The sequence below is a fragment of the Janthinobacterium sp. SUN120 genome (assembly GCF_030397735.1).
GTDB lineage: Bacteria > Pseudomonadota > Gammaproteobacteria > Burkholderiales > Burkholderiaceae_D > Janthinobacterium > Janthinobacterium kumbetense.
The window spans coordinates 1,522,691-1,537,294 of sequence record NZ_JAPUBW010000001.1 but is presented as its reverse complement, the minus strand read 5'-3'; the positions used below and the strand labels follow the sequence as shown (position 1 = coordinate 1,537,294).

At 62.5% G+C, this 14,604-nt stretch carries 10 protein-coding genes; 7 read left to right on the top strand and 3 right to left on the bottom strand.

Annotation, left to right across the window (positions count from 1 at the left end; genetic code table 11):
- The first annotated feature begins 77 nt into the window (after positions 1-77).
- From O0879_RS06675 to def, 7 genes are all read left to right on the top strand, one after another.
- Positions 78-650, top strand: a complete 573-nt coding sequence (locus O0879_RS06675; RefSeq protein WP_289913826.1) for an ATP-dependent Clp protease proteolytic subunit — start codon at positions 78-80, stop codon at positions 648-650.
- A 167-nt stretch (positions 651-817) separates the two neighbouring features.
- Positions 818-1,453 carry a phosphatase PAP2 family protein gene (locus O0879_RS06670; protein WP_257218642.1) on the top strand — a complete coding sequence of 212 codons (636 nt, stop codon included), beginning with the start codon at positions 818-820 and terminating at the stop codon, positions 1,451-1,453.
- 190 nt (positions 1,454-1,643) lie between these two features.
- Positions 1,644-5,171, top strand: a complete 3,528-nt coding sequence (gene smc, locus O0879_RS06665; RefSeq protein WP_289915554.1) for a chromosome segregation protein SMC — start codon at positions 1,644-1,646, stop codon at positions 5,169-5,171.
- Positions 5,168-6,331 carry a cell division protein ZipA C-terminal FtsZ-binding domain-containing protein gene (locus O0879_RS06660; RefSeq protein ID WP_289915545.1) on the top strand — a complete coding sequence of 388 codons (1,164 nt, stop codon included), beginning with the start codon at positions 5,168-5,170 and terminating at the stop codon, positions 6,329-6,331. Before smc ends, O0879_RS06660 begins: the two co-directional genes overlap by 4 nt.
- 14 nt (positions 6,332-6,345) lie before the next feature.
- Positions 6,346-8,697 (top strand): NAD-dependent DNA ligase LigA, encoded by a 2,352-nt coding sequence (gene ligA, locus O0879_RS06655; RefSeq protein WP_289915544.1) that lies wholly within the window; start codon positions 6,346-6,348, stop codon positions 8,695-8,697.
- A 24-nt stretch (positions 8,698-8,721) separates the two neighbouring features.
- Positions 8,722-9,615, top strand: coding sequence for a UTP--glucose-1-phosphate uridylyltransferase GalU (gene galU / locus O0879_RS06650; RefSeq protein ID WP_289905338.1), 894 nt, complete (start codon positions 8,722-8,724; stop codon positions 9,613-9,615).
- Entirely contained in the window at positions 9,612-10,148 is a 537-nt protein-coding gene (gene def / locus O0879_RS06645) for a peptide deformylase (protein ID WP_076569759.1), read from the top strand. The genes galU and def overlap by 4 nt, the downstream gene beginning before the upstream one ends.
- Before the next feature lie 177 nt (positions 10,149-10,325).
- Here the strand turns inward: def and O0879_RS06640 are convergent, their stop codons facing one another.
- The 3 genes from O0879_RS06640 to O0879_RS06630 form a co-directional block, all read right to left on the bottom strand.
- Entirely contained in the window at positions 10,326-11,090 is a 765-nt protein-coding gene (locus O0879_RS06640; protein WP_289915541.1) for a PilZ domain-containing protein, read from the bottom strand.
- A gap of 152 nt (positions 11,091-11,242) precedes the next feature.
- On the bottom strand, positions 11,243-11,992 hold the full coding sequence (locus O0879_RS06635; RefSeq protein WP_289915539.1) for a pseudouridine synthase: 750 nt from the start codon (positions 11,990-11,992) through the stop codon (positions 11,243-11,245).
- Positions 11,993-12,032: 40 nt separating this feature from the next.
- Positions 12,033-14,600, bottom strand: coding sequence for a [protein-PII] uridylyltransferase (locus O0879_RS06630; RefSeq protein WP_289913815.1), 2,568 nt, complete (start codon positions 14,598-14,600; stop codon positions 12,033-12,035).
- Positions 14,601-14,604: the final 4 nt, after the last annotated feature.

Below are 14,604 nucleotides of genomic sequence, written 5' to 3'. Positions count from 1 at the left end.
GGCGGCGCCGCAAAAGGGCGCCCGGCCGCGCGGGAATGCGCTATGATGAAATTCTGGCTTTCTTGCGGGTGCCTGCCATGAACACTACACAAAGCGAGACGCAAAACAACACCGAGCAGCACGGTTACTTTACCCTCTCGGGCGACGTCAACAGCGATATGGTGCGGCGCGTCTTCAACGCCGCGGCCGACATCACGGAAGACAAGCTCACCACCGCCCACATCCTGATCCAGTCGAACGGCGGCTACGTCAGCGACGGCATCTGTCTGTACAACTTCCTCAGCAAGTTGCCGCTCGACATCATCACCTATAACGCGGGCGCCGTGGCCTCCATCGCCGTCACCCTGTTCCTGGCGGGGCGGCGCCGCCATGCCAGCGACACGGCCCGCTTCATGGTGCACAAGTCGCATGCGACAGCCTCGCCCGGTTCCCGCCCCGACGCGCTCAGCATCATCGTCGAGGGCTTGCGCGCCGATGACATGCGTACCGAGCGCATCCTGCGCGGCCACGTCAGCCTGACGGAAGAGCAGTGGCAGGTGCACGCGTATTCCGACCTGCACCTGACGGCCGACCAGGCGCTGGAAGTGGGCATGATCGAATCGATCCGCGACTTTGCGCCGCCCAAGGGCAAGCGTCTGACGAATATCTGACGCCTGCCGCGCCCCGCCATGCCATGCCATGCCATGCCGGGCCGATGGTTTCGGCGTGGAAAGTTTGTAATCGAATGTAATTCTTCGCTGCAGCACAGCAAAAGCCGCGCGGAACAGGGCAGAGTCGTGGCATAGTGCAAGCTGATCATGAAATAAGTGCAGGCGCGATGACTTGGTGGAATGGGATTTCTTTTGCGGCCGATATGTCCGTGATGGGGCCGGCTGGCGTGGCGATTGCCCTGTGGCTGCTCGTCTCGCGCCAATGGCGCCTCGTGCTCAGCTGGAGCCTGTGGTACGGCGGCGGCCTGGCCCTCGTGGTGCTGTCGAAGCTGGCCTTCATGAGCTGGGGCGTGGGCAGCAGCGCGCTCGATTTTACGGGCTTCAGCGGCCACGCCATGCGCGCCGGCGCCGTGTTTCCCGTGCTGATGTATGTGCTGCTGCAGCGGGCCGCACCGCGCTGGCGCCATGCCGGCGTGCTTGTCGGCGTGGCCTTTGCCGTGCTGGTGGCCATTTCGCGCGTGGTCGTGCATGCGCACAGCGTGTCGGAAGCCGTCAGCGGCTGCGTGCTGGGCCTGGCGCTGGCCCTGGGCTTCATGTGGAGCGCCCGCGGCGCCGTGAATATCGCCGTCAGCCATGCGCTGGCCCTGGCCAGCCTCGTGCTGATGGTGGGGCTCAGCTTCAAGGCGGAGCCCATGCCGACCGAGCAATGGCTGCAAAAACTGGCCCTGGCGCTGTCCGGTCATGAGCGTGTTTTTTCCCGCGAAGACTGGAAACTGGCGCAGGATGGCCGCCCAGCCCCGTAAGGCGGGGCACGCCGGCGCCTGGCGCTGCGGTTTTTTGGCCAGAAAAGCATCAGGAAATGGTATGATGAACCACTCCCTGCGGTGAGTGGCTAGACTGTTGCCGCAAGGGTGGCCAAGGTGGCCATGAACTGAATATGAACCGGGTTCACCCAAATATAACCGCCAGCATAGGCCAGGAACTCTAAAACACGTGCGTCTCTCTTCCATCAAGTTGTCGGGATTTAAGTCTTTCGTCGATCCCACCAATTTCCAGGTGCCAGGCCAGCTCGTGGGCGTGGTCGGGCCGAATGGCTGCGGCAAGTCGAACATCATCGACGCCGTGCGCTGGGTGCTGGGCGAATCGAAAGCGTCGGAATTGCGCGGCGAATCGATGCAGGACGTCATTTTTAATGGCTCCACCCACCGCAAACCGGCCGGGCGCGCTTCCGTGGAACTGGTGTTCGACAATAACGATGGCAAGGCGTCCGGCCAGTGGGGCCAGTACGCCGAGATCGCCGTCAAGCGCACCCTGACGCGCGACGGCACCTCCACCTATTACATCAATGGCCAGCCCGTGCGCCGGCGCGACATCCAGGATATCTTCCTCGGCACGGGCCTCGGGCCGCGCGCCTACGCCATCATCGGCCAGGGCATGATTTCCCGCATCATCGAATCGCGCCCGGAAGAATTGCGCGTCTTCCTCGAAGAAGCGGCCGGCGTATCGAAATACAAGGAACGCCGCCGCGAGACGGAAAACCGCTTGCAGGACACGCGCGAAAACCTGTTGCGCGTGGAAGACATCTTGCGCGAACTCAATGCCAACCTGGAAAAGCTGGAAGCGCAGGCCGCTGTCGCCACCCGTTTCCACGCCTTGCAGGCGGACCAGGAAGAAAAGCAGAAGCTGTTGTGGCTGCTGCGCAAGAACGAGGCGCAAAACGAGCAGACGCGCTATTTCCGCGAAGTGGAACAGGCGCAGACGGACCTGGAAGAGCAGACGGCCAAGCTGCGCAACGTGGAACTGACCCTCGAGCAGATGCGCCAGGCGCACTTTGCCGTGGGCGACCGCCTGCATACGGCGCAAGGTCATCTGTACCAGACGAATGCGGAAATCGGCAGCCTGGAAGCGCAGATCAAGTTCGTCATCGAATCGCGCGCCCGCCTGCAGGCACAGCTGGCCACCCTGACGGCCCAGCGCGACCAGTGGACCAGCCAGGGCGGCGAATACCAGGAACAGATCGAAGAGGCGGAATTCCACCTCGAAGAACTGGCCGCGAAGGTGGAACAATCGCAAATGATGGCGGAACAGAAGGGCGAGCAATTGCCCGAGCTCGACGCCGCCTGGCGCGCCGCGCAAAACAAGAGCACGGAATCGCGCGCGCGCATCATGCAGGCGCAGCAGCAGCTGGAGCTGGAATCGGCGCACCAGCGCAATGCCTCGAACATCCTGGCCAGCCTCTTGAGCCGCCGCGAGCGCCTGCAGCAGGAAAAGAACAGCCTCAGTTTGCCCGACAGCAGCCACCTGGAAAACCTGAAGCTCCAACTGGAAGAAAAGCAGCAAACCCTGGAAGAACAGGGTTTCTACCTGGAAGAAGCGCTGGAGCAGCAGCCAAAGCTGGAGCAGGAGCGGGCCGAGGCGCAGGCGCAAGTCAATGCCGAGACGGCGGCGAATGCCCAGCTGGAAGCGCGTCTTTCCGCTTTGAAACAATTGCAGGAACGGGTACAGACGCAGGGCAAGGTCCAGCCATGGCTGAAAAAGCACGAGCTCGACACCTTGCCGCGTCTGTGGCAAAAGCTGCAGATCGAAGCGGGCTGGGAAGCGGCCATGGAATCGATCTTGCGCGAGCGCACGTCGGCCTTGCAATTGTCGAACATCGACTGGGCCAAGGCCTTCTTTGCCGACGCGCCGCCGGCCAAGCTGGCCCTGTACGCGCCATCCACGGTGGCGCCCCTGCCGCTGCCGGAAATCGCCGGCCTGAAACCGTTCCTGAACTTGTTGAAACTCAACGATCCGGGCTTGCGCGGCTTGCTGCAGGATTGGCTGTACAACGCCTATGCCGTGGAAGACGCGGCCGAAGCCCTGGCCGAACGCGCTAAATTGCCGCCGGGCGGCTATTTCGTCACGCGCGCCGGTCACGTCGTGACGGCCACCAGTGTGCGCTTCTATGCGGCCGATTCGGAGCAGGAAGGCATGCTGGGCCGCCAGCAGGAAATCGACAATATCGGCAAGCAGTTGCGTGCCCAGCAATTGCTGGCCGAAGAGGCGCGCGCCCGTTCCGTGCGGGCCGATGCGGCCGTTGCCACCCTGACGCGCAATCTGTCCGACTTGCGCTTGCGCATACAGCAACTGACGTCTTCCGTGCATACTCTGCAACTGGACGTGGTGAAACTGTCGGAAGTGGAAGCGCGCTTCAACCAGCGCAGCACGCAGATCGGCGCCGACCTGGCCGAGATCGCCGCGCAGGAAGCGGAGCAGATGCAGACCAAGCTGGAATCGGAAGAGAAATTCGAACAGCTGGACATGGAGCTGGGTAACTTGCAGGAAGCGCACGAAGACGGCCACACGGATTTCCTGCAGAAGGAACAGCGTCTGGCCGAAGCACGCGAAGCCTTGCGCGACCTGGAACGGGCCGCCAAGGATACGGAATACGCGGAAAAAGCCCACCGCGCGAAGATCGAGGAATTGCGCCGCAGCATCGCCACGGCCAGCACGCAGGCGCAGCAAGTGACGGAAAGCCTGCAGGCGGGCGAACTGGAATTGGCCAACCTGGAAAGCGGCGCGGCCGCCGACGGCTTGCAGGACTTGCTCGAACGCCGCACGACGCAGGAGCGGGCGCTGGCGGACGCGCGCCACGAACTCGATCAAATTACGCAGCAGCTGCGCCTGTCCGAAGATGCGCGCACGCAATCGGAACGCAGCTTGCAGCCGCAGCGCGACAAGATCATGGAAATGCAGCTCAAGGAACAGGCTGCGCGCCTGAACCAGGAGCAATTCGCCCAGCAACTTCTGGAAGCGGGCGCCGACGAGGCCGCGCTGACGGAAAAATTGCACCCGGACATGCGTCCATCGTATCTGCAGGGCGAAGTGACGCGCCTGACGAACGCCATCACGGGTCTGGGCGCCGTCAACCTGGCCGCGCTGGACGAGCTGGCGCAGGCATCCGAGCGCAAGAATTTCCTCGACGCCCAGAATGCCGACCTGACGGAAGCGATCAATACGCTGGAAGACGCGATCCACAAGATCGACAAGGAAACGCGCGACTTGCTGCAAGACACGTTCGACAAGGTCAACCATCACTTTTCCGAACTGTTTCCGATTCTGTTCGGCGGCGGCCAGGCCAGGCTCACCATGACGGGCGACGAGATTCTCGATTCCGGTGTACAAGTCATGGCGCAGCCTCCCGGCAAGAAAAATGCCACCATCCACCTGTTATCGGGTGGAGAGAAGGCGCTGACCGCGACCGCATTGGTGTTTTCCATGTTCCGCCTGAATCCGGCGCCGTTCTGCCTGCTCGACGAAGTCGATGCACCGCTGGACGATTCGAACACGGAACGCTTCTGCCGCATGGTCAAGCGCATGTCCGACCAGACCCAATTCCTTTTCATTTCGCATAACAAGATTGCGATGGAAATGGCCCATCAATTGATCGGTGTGACGATGCAGGAGCAGGGCGTATCGCGCATCGTGGCGGTGGACATGGAGTCCGCCGCAAATTTTGCAACCGAGGCACAAGCAGCATGACAGACCTTCAAATTACCTTGTTCGGCGCCGGCGGCGTCTTTATCGTCGGTGTTTTCTCGTACAACAAATGGCAGGAATACAAGGCCAAGAAAAGCGTGGAACGGGCTTTTTCCACCGACCACGACGACGTGCTGATGCGCGAGGGCGACGCTCCTGCCGTGGAAGCCCAGGAACCCGTGCTGCGCCAGGAACCGCGCTTCGACGCGGCGCCCGCCGCCAAGGCCGAACCGTCGTTCGGCGCGCCGCCAGCGGCCGCTGTGCCGGACGCGCCCGTGCATGCGGAACCGTCGCTGGCCGATGCCGACCCTGCACCCGCCGCTCCTGCCGCGCCGGCGCAGCCGGAAGTCAGCGCCGCCAGCGAACAGGCGACCAGCCTGGTCGACCCGCTGATCGATTGCCTGCTGCCTTTGTCGCTGGAAGCGCCCGTGCGCGGCGACAAGATCCTGCCCGTGCTGCAAACCCTGCGCCTGGTGGGCAACAAGCCCGTCCACTTCATCGGTTTGCACGTGAATGGCGACTGGGAACCGATCACGCATGGCGGTGTCTACACCAAGATGCAGGGCGGCGTGCAGCTGGCCAGCCGCAGCACGGCCTTGAATGAACTGGAATACTCGGAACTGGTCACGCGCCTGCGCGGCGTGGCTGACGAGATCGGCGCCGAGCCGGAAGTGCCCGACATGATGGAAGTGATGGCCGAAGCGCGCAATCTGCACCGCTTCGTGGCCGGTCACGATGCCCAGCTGGGCGTCAACCTGCACACGAATGGCGCGCCATGGGCCATTTCCACCTTGCTGTTCGCGCTGGAAAAGCAGGGCTTCGACGTGCGTCCGGACGGCCGTTTCGTCATGCCGGACGGCGAAGGCGGCTATCTGTTCTCGCTGTCGACGAATGTCACCCTGGCCGAGGAAACGACGCCGCGCCTGACCTTGCTGCTGGACGTGCCATGCGTGGCGCCCGCGCGCGACGGCTTCGGCGCCATGGTCGCTTGCGCCAAGGCACTGGTGGGCCGCCTGGACGCCACCATCGTCGACGATTACAACCAGGCCTTGTCCGATGCGGCGCTGGCCGAGATCGCCGGCCAGGTGCAAGAGTTTTACCAGGAAATGGACGCGGCCGACATTCCGGCCGGTTCCACCCGCGCCCTGCGTTTATTTAGCTGAAGAATCCCGCAACAATGACTGATCCGATCAACCAGGACGCCGCCCAGCGCGTCCTGGCACTCACGGCCGAACTCAATCGGCATCTGCACGCCTACCACGTGCTCGACAATCCCACCATCCCCGACGCCGAGTACGACAAGCTGTTCGTCGAACTGCAGGCGCTGGAAGCGGCCCATCCCGAATTGCGCACGCCCGATTCGCCCACCTTGCGCGTGGGCGCGGCGCCCTTGCCGCAATTCGAGCAAGTCACGCACACGGTGCCGATGTTGTCGTTGAACAATGGTTTCACCGATGACGATATTGTCAACTTCGACCGCCGCGTGCGCGAAGGCCTGGACCTTGACGGTGCAGAGGTCGACTACGCGGCCGAAGTGAAATTCGACGGCCTGGCGATCAACCTGCGCTATGAAAACGGCCTGTTCGTGCAGGCGGCCACGCGCGGCGATGGCGCCACGGGCGAAGACGTGACGGCGAATATCCGCACCATTTCCGGCATCCCGCTGCGCCTGCATGGCGACCGGATTCCGGCCGTGCTCGACGTGCGCGGCGAAGTCATGATGTTCAAGGCCGATTTTGCCCGTTTGAACGAACGCCAGCGCGAAGCGGGCCAGAAGGAATTCGCCAACCCCCGCAATGCGGCGGCCGGCAGCCTGCGCCAGCTCGATTCGCGCATCACGGCCCAGCGCAAGCTGCGTTTCTATGCGTATGGCATCGGCGCCCTCGATGGCGCCGCCATGCCGGTGTCGCATTCGGCCTTGCTGGACTGGTACGACACCCTGGGCATTCCCGTGTCGAAGGAGCGCCGTGTGGTGCAGGGCGCGCAAGGCTTGCTCGATTATTACGCGGACATCGGCGCGCGCCGTCCCGCCTTGCCGTATGAAATCGACGGCGTCGTCTACAAGGTGAACGCGACGGAAGACCAGCAAGAGCTGGGTTTTGTGTCGCGCGCGCCGCGTTTTGCGCTGGCGCACAAATTCCCCGCCGAAGAGGCGCTGACGCAGGTGCTGGGCATCGATATCCAGGTGGGCCGCACGGGTGCCATGACGCCCGTGGCGCGCCTGGCGCCCGTCTCCGTGGGCGGCGTGACGGTCACCAACGCCACCTTGCACAATGAAGATGAAGTGCTGCGCAAGGATGTGCGCGTGGGCGATACGGTTATCGTGCGCCGCGCGGGCGACGTGATTCCCGAAGTGCTGTCCGTGGTACTGGAAAAGCGGCCGGAACCGGCGCCGCCGCCGTTCAAGATGCGGGAAACGTGCCCCGTGTGCGGCTCGCACGTGGTGCGCGAAGAGGGCGAGGCGATTGCCCGCTGCTCGGGCGGCCTGTTCTGCTCGGCGCAGCGCAAGGAAGCGTTCCGCCATTTCGCGGGCCGGCGCATGATGGATATCGAAGGCTTGGGCGAACGTTATATCGATACCCTGGTCGAACTGGAATACGTGCACGGCCTGGCCGACTTGTACAGCCTGACCCTGGATAAATTGCTGGAAATGAAAGTGCGCGCCGACGAGCGCGACGGTTCGACGCCAGAAACAGTACAACAAGGCAAGATTCCCACCAAGTGGGCGGAAAACTTGCTGGCCGGTATAGAAGCGAGCAAGCGCCCGCCGCTTGAGCGTTTCCTGTTCGCGCTGGGTATCCGCCACGTGGGCGAATCGACGGCCAAGACCCTGGCCGAGTGGCTGGGTAGCTTGGCGTATGTGCGGCAAGCGCCCGCGGCCTTGCTGCGCGTGCTGCCCGACATCGGCGGCACGGTCGCCGAGTCGATTGCCGATTTCTTTGCCGAAGAAAAGAACCAGCAGGCGCTGCAGGCGTTGCTGGACGCCGGTGTCGCGCCGCAAGGCGAACACGCGCCCAGCGCCAAGCTGCGCACGCAGCTCGAACAAACCACCTTGCTGGCCGCCATCGGCATCCCGAAGCTGACGGAGCCGCGCAGCAAGCAGCTGGTGGAGCGGGGCGTGACTCTGGCCACCCTGGCCGCGCAAGGCGCCAGCTTCCATGCGGGCTTGCCTGCCGCCGTGGCCGAGTCGCTGGCGCAATGGCTGGTCGATGAGGGCAATGTCAAGCTGCTTGGTCAACTGGACGCCCTGCGCCATGAATTACTGTCACAATTGCCTGAAATGCCAGCCGCTGGCGGCAAGCTGGACGGCAAGACTTTCGTCCTGACGGGCACCTTGCCCAATATGAGCCGCGACGAGGCGGCGGAGCTGATCGAAGCGGCCGGTGGCAAGGTCAGCGGTTCTGTTTCGAAGAAGACAGGATATGTCGTGGCCGGCTCGGACGCCGGCAGCAAGCTGGCCAAGGCCCAGGAACTGGGCGTGGCCATCCTCGACGAGGCTGGTTTGCTGGCTTTGCTCGCGCAGGATTAATTCTTAAAATATTACAGAAGACCCATGAAAAAAATCAGAAAAGCAGTCTTTCCCGTCGCCGGCCTGGGCAGCCGCTTCTTGCCAGCGACCAAGGCACAACCGAAGGAAATGTTGCCCATCGTCGATAAACCGCTGATCCAGTACGCGGTGGAAGAAGCCGTGGCGGCCGGTATCACGGAAATGATCTTCATCACGGGACGCAACAAGCGCGCCATCGAAGACCATTTCGATACGGCTTACGAGCTGGAATCGGAGCTGGAAGCGGCCGGCAAGCGCCAGTTGCTCGACATGGTGCAAAACGTCATTCCCAAGCATATCAATTGCATTTACATCCGCCAGTCCGCGCCGCTGGGCCTGGGGCATGCCGTGCTGTGCGCTCGTCCCGTGATCGGCGACGAGCCGTTTGCCGTCTTGCTGGCCGACGATTTTATGGATGTGCAAGAGGGCGTGCGCCCCGTGCTGGCGCAGATGACCGATGTCTTCCAGTATGAAAATTGCTCGCTGCTGGCCGTGCAGGACGTGCCGCGCGCGGAAACCAAGCAGTACGGTATTGTGTCGGCGAAGAATTATCAGCCCGACCTGGAACTGGTCTCGGCCATCGTGGAAAAGCCCGCGCCCGAAGAGGCGCCGTCAACCCTGGCCGTGGTGGGCCGTTATGTGCTGACCAGCCGTATCTTTAACCACCTGGAAAATATCGGCACGGGCGCCGGCGGCGAAATCCAGTTGACGGACGGCATCGCCGCCCTGATGCGCGAAGAGCGCGTGCTGGCATACCGCTACCAGGGGCAGCGCTATGATTGCGGCTCCAAGCTTGGTTACCTGAAGGCAACGACGGCGATGGGCATGAAGCATCCGGAAACGGGCGCCGCCTTCCGCACTTACCTGCAACAACTGCAAGCGACACTGGAAACAAAATGACGGTACGTGACATCCTCAAGATGGGCGATCCGCGCCTGCTGCGCATGGCCGAGCCCGTGCGTGAATTCGATACGCCCGAACTGCATGCCTTGATCGCCGACATGTTCGACACCATGCATGCGGCCAATGGCGCGGGCCTGGCGGCGCCGCAGATCGGCGTCAACCTGCAGCTGGTGATCTACGGCTTCAAGCAGAACTTGCGCTATCCCGATGCGCCGCAAGTGCCGGAAACCGTGCTGATCAACCCTGTGCTGACGCCTTTGTCGGAACGCAAGGAAGAGGGTTTCGAGGGCTGCCTGTCCGTGCCCGGCCTGCGCGGCAGCGTGCCGCGCTGGAGCGAGCTGCATTACGAAGGCGTGGACCAGTTCGGCCAGCCCATCAGCCGCGACTGCGACGGTTTCCATGCGCGCGTGGTGCAGCATGAAGTGGACCACTTGCACGGCATTTTGTATCCGATGCGTATCGTTGATTTTACGCAATTCGGCTACACGGAAGTCATGTTTCCCGACCTCGACCCAAACGACGACGACTGATCGGCGCCTGAGAAAACGCCCATGGCGGCGTTGCATTGCCTCGCCGTACTCTTCGTACTGTCTTCGGCAATGCGCCTTGCCCTGAACGTTTTTCAGGCGCCTCGTGACTTTGGCTGTTAAACAAAAAATGGCCGCGCAGCATGAGCTGGGCGGCCATTTTTCATGCATGAAGCAAAGCTAGCGCACCTTGCGGCTGCTGCCCAGGTTATCGAGCAGCAATTTCAATTCATCCTGCATGGCTTCCGTCAGGTTCAGGAAGCGGCAGCCGATCTGCACCTGCTCGCCCAGCAGGAAGGAGCGGAAGGTGCGCGACAGGCGGATTTCCAGGTCGGCGATCATGACCTTGTTCGGTCCCAGCTCCAGGCGCACGCGCGACAGCTTGCGCCCCACGTACAGGCCTACCGTGTCGCGCGGATGGGCGCGCATGCCGATGCCGCCGGCCGAGAAATCATACAGCTGCAATTCATACGGACGGCCCTCGAGCACGAAGGCGGCCAGGTAGTACACGCCCAGCGGCGTTTCCAGGCGTGCCGATTCGCGCCGTTCCAGCACCAGGCAATGGCTGGGGAAGTTCGTCAGGTACACGTTCGGCCGCTCGGGATATGCTTCCCATTCGCCATTGATGGTAAATTGCAACTTGGCGCTTTGCACCCACGACACAAACGTGGCGCCGCCTTCGGGCAGGGTGGCGCCTTCATTCAGCTCCAGCACGAATTGCGGCAAGTCGTCGTCGACGGACAGGATACGCGCCATGATGACGTCTTCGCCGCCCGCCGGGTAGATGGAAATGGCGTCGCCGTTGTCTGCCAGGCTGCACAGGGTTTCGCCGATATCCCACGGATCGCTCATATGGTGCGGCTTGGTGCCTGGCGCCATCGGCTCGGCCACGTCAGCCAGGCTGGGCGCGCCTTTGCGCAGGGGATTGGGGATGGGATCGTTCACGACAGCGTATCTCTTTTGTTCTGATGGGGAATAGTGTATAGGTTTAAAGCAATATTTACTAAGTAAATCACAATAATTGTTTTTATATCACTATATTCCTGTTGCTTATATGGCTTGGCATGCCACGCGGCATGCCACCTTGATGCCGTCGCTTAAAACTGTTCGTCCGCGCTCAGGTAACGCCATTGGCCCGTCGGCAAGTCGCCCAGCTTAACCTTGCCGATGCGCACGCGTTTCAGGCCCAGCACTTTCAGGCCGACGGCTTCGCACATGCGGCGGATCTGGCGTTTCTTGCCTTCGCGCAAGGTAAAGCTCAGCTGGTCTTCGTTTTGCCAGCGCACCTTGGCCGGCAGCAGCGGCTTGCCGTCGAGCCACAGGCCGTGGTTGAGCCTTTTCAGTTCGCTGTCGGGCAGGGTGCCGCCCTTGGTATAGCTCACGCGCACCAGGTATTCCTTGTCGATATCGGTATCGTGGCCGATCAGCTGCTTGGCCACGCGGCCGTCCTGGGTCAGGACGAGCAAGCCGACGGAATCGATGTCCAGGCGGCCCGCCGCCACCAGGCTGCGCAGCTGGGTCGGGTGGAATTGTTCCGGGCTGCGGTCTTCCGCCCAGCGGTTTTCCGCCTTGATCAGGGCCACGGCGGGTGTGTAGCCGTCTTCGGCCTGGCCGCTGACGTAGCCGACGGGTTTGTTGATCAGCACGGTGACCCGCTTCGATTGCTCGGCCGCCGCCTGGCGTTCCACGGTGACCCGCTGGCTCGGGTAGACCTTGCTGCCCAGCTCGGACACCACCTTGCCATCCACACGGACCCAGCCGCGTGCGATCCATTCATCGGCTTCACGGCGGGAGCACAGGCCCAGTTCGGACATGCGTTTGGACAAGCGTAATAATTCTTCGGTCATGTTGTTTCAGTTTCAGTAAGGTAGGCGCTGCGCGGAAAGTCTACACTTTCAGCGCATCGAGTAAATCGGTTTCCAGCAATATCTGGTTGCGGGCATTGTTGAGCGCGGGACCGTCGACGAGGAAAACGTCTTCGACCCGCTCGCCCAGGGTCATGATCTTGGCCGTGTGCAAGTTGATGCGGTACTTGGTCAGCACGTTGGCGATCGCATACAGCAGCCCCGTGCGGTCGTTGGCCGCCACCGACAGCAAATAGTATTGGCCCTTTTCATCGGGCCGCAAATCCACGGTCGGCTGGAAGGGGAAGGTGCGCGACAGGCGCGACAGCCGTCCCTTGCCCGGCGGCGGCAGCGGCGTTTGCGACTGCAGCAGCTCGCCCAGCTCATGCTCGATCAGGCTGATGATGTCGCGGTAGCTCTTGGCGAAATTTTGTTCCGTGACAAGGAACGTGTCGAGCGCATAGCCATTCTTGGTCGTGTGGATCTTCGCGTCGAGAATGCTGAAGTTCTTGCGGTCGAAATAGCTGCAGATGCGCGCGAACAGGTCGGGCTGGTCGGGAATATACACGGCCACCTGCAAGCCTTCGCCGATGGGCGCCAGCCGGCATTTTACCACCGGCAACTTGCTGTCGAGCTTGTCATACAGCGAGCGCGTTTGCCAGGCGATGTCGGACGCGTCGTGGCGCAGGAAATACGCCACGTCCAGCTGCTGCCACAGCTTCAGATGGGCGTCCGGCGGCAAGCCGTACAGGCGCAAGGTGGCCAGCGCTTCCTGCTGGCGGTTCTTCAGCTCGCGGTCGGCCGTGTGCGGTTCGCCGCCCAGCACGCGCAAGGTGATCTTGTACAGGTCTTCCAGCAGCTTGCCCTTCCAGGCATTCCACACTTTCGGGCTGGTGCCGCGGATGTCGGCCACCGTCAGCAGGTACAGGCCCGTCAGGTGGCGCTCGTCCTTGACCACCTTTGCAAAGGCGGCGATGACGTCGGGATCGGACAAATCCTGCTTTTGCGCCACTTGCGACATGGTCAGGTGATTTTCCACCAAGAAAGCCACCAGTTCCGTGTCTTCTTCCGACAGGCCATGCTCCTGGCAGAACTGGGTGGCGTCGGCCACGCCCAGCTTCGAATGGTCGCCGCCGCGACCCTTGGCGATGTCGTGGAACAGGGCCGCCACGTACAGCAGCCACGATTGCGAGAAATCGGCCATCAGCTGGCTGCAGAACGGGTATTCGTGCGCGTGTTCGCTCATGGTGAAGCGGCGCATGTTGCGCACCACCATCAAAATATGCTGGTCGACCGTGTACACGTGGAACAGGTCGTGCTGCATCTGGCCCACGATGCGGCGGAAATTTGGCAGGTAGCGCCCCAGGATGCTCATCTCGTTCATGCGCCGCAGCGCATGGATGATGCCGACCGGCGCTTGCATGATGCGCAGGAAGAGGGCGCGGTTGACGGGGTCCTGGCGGAAGGCGGCGTCGATCTTGAAGCGCGCGTGCCACAGGGCCCGCGTGGCGCGCGAGGTCATGCCCTTCAGGGCGGGGCGTTCCGTCATCAGCACGAAGACTTCCAGCATGGCCGATGGGTATTGTTCGAAGGTATCGTCGGCGCTGATGTCGATCAGGCTATTGACTTCATTGAAGCGTGCGTTGATGGGCACGGCCACATTGTCTTGTGGAAACAATCGCGCTTCGATGTTTTGCAGCAAGATCGTGTTGAGCTGGGTCACCGTCTTGGCGGCCCAGTAGTAGCGCTGCATGAGGAATTCGCTGGCGCGGCGCATGTGCGGCCCGCTGCCCGTCGCCTGCAAGCCCAGCGATTCGGCGATGGCCGTCTGCACGTCGAACACGAGGCGGTCTTCGCGCCGCCCCGCATGCAGGTGCAGGCGCACGCGGATATCCTTGAAGGCGCGCTCCTTTTCCATCAGCTGGCGCGCTTCCGTCAGGGTGATCAGGCCGCCCGTGGCCAGGGTGCGCCACGAGTTTGCCAGGCCCGCCGCCTTGGCTACCCACAGGATGACCTGCAAGTCGCGCAAGCCGCCCGGGCTTTCCTTGCAATTCGGTTCCAGGCTGAAGGCCGTGTCTTCATATTTGGCATGGCGCTGGCGCATTTCCGCCGTTTTCGCCTGGAAAAACGCCTGCGGGTCCATGGCCGCGTCATAGCGTTGCTGCAATTGCGCGAACAAGTCCGCGTTGCCGCACACGAGGCGCGCTTCGAGCAAGCTCGTTTGCACGGTGATGTCGGCCTTCGATTCGACCAGGCATTCATCGACCGTGCGGATGCTGTGGCCGATTTCCAGGCCCAGGTCCCACAGCAGCTGCACCAGTTCCTCGAGCTTTTCCTGCGTGGCCCCATCGGGCGCCTGTTGCAGCAGGATCAGCAGGTCGACGTCGGAATACGGAAACAGTTCGCCGCGGCCATAGCCGCCCACGCCCACCAGGGAAGTGCCTGGTGGCAAGCCCGCTTCCTGCCAGGCGCGCGCCAGCACGCCGTCGACGCTGTGGCGCAGGCTGCGCAGCAGTTTTTCAGGCTTGCCGTCGGCCTGGAAGGCCGCAATGACGACCTGGCGGTCGGCTTTCAGTTGCTGTTTCAGCTGTTCCCGAACTTGCTTTTTCATCTGG